Raw genomic sequence first — 542 nt, 5'->3', positions numbered from 1 at the left:
GAGGTCATTTGGGGTTGTATGGTTAAGTGACTAAGCGTATACGGTGGATGCCTAGGCAGTTAGAGGCGATGAAGGACGTGTAAGTCTGCGAAAAGCTGTGGGGAGCCGACAAAATGCTTTGATCCACAGATGTCCGAATGGGGGAACCCAACGCTTCGGCGTTATCTGCAACTGAATACATAGGTTGTAGAGGCAAACGAGGGGAACTGAAACATCTAAGTACCCTTAGGAAAAGAAATCAACAGAGATTCCCCTAGTAGCGGCGAGCGAACGGGGAGCAGCCGAGTAGTAATGAAGTAGTGGAATGTGTTGGAAAGCACAGCGATACAGGGTGATAGCCCCGTACACGAAGCGTCATTATTGCCATATTAAGTAGGTCGGGACACGTGTTATCTTGACTGAAGATGGGGGGACCATCCTCCAAGGCTAAATACTCCTAACTGACCGATAGTGAACCAGTACCGTGAGGGAAAGGCGAAAAGAACCCCTGTGAGGGGAGTGAAATAGAACCTGAAACCGTATACGTACAAGCAGTGGGAGCA

Annotated in this window: 1 rRNA gene; it reads left to right on the top strand. The window is 49.3% G+C overall.

Annotated features, from left to right (window positions below):
* Positions 1 to 20: 20 nt before the first annotated feature.
* Positions 21 to 542, top strand: a 23S ribosomal RNA gene (locus L0668_RS20555); the annotation flags it as partial.

Origin of the sequence: Paraglaciecola algarum, from assembly GCF_021532655.1 — a bacterium.
Lineage (GTDB): Bacteria > Pseudomonadota > Gammaproteobacteria > Enterobacterales > Alteromonadaceae > Paraglaciecola > Paraglaciecola algarum.
Note: the sequence above shows the minus strand (reverse complement) of the source record. Positions and strands in the feature narration are given on the sequence as shown.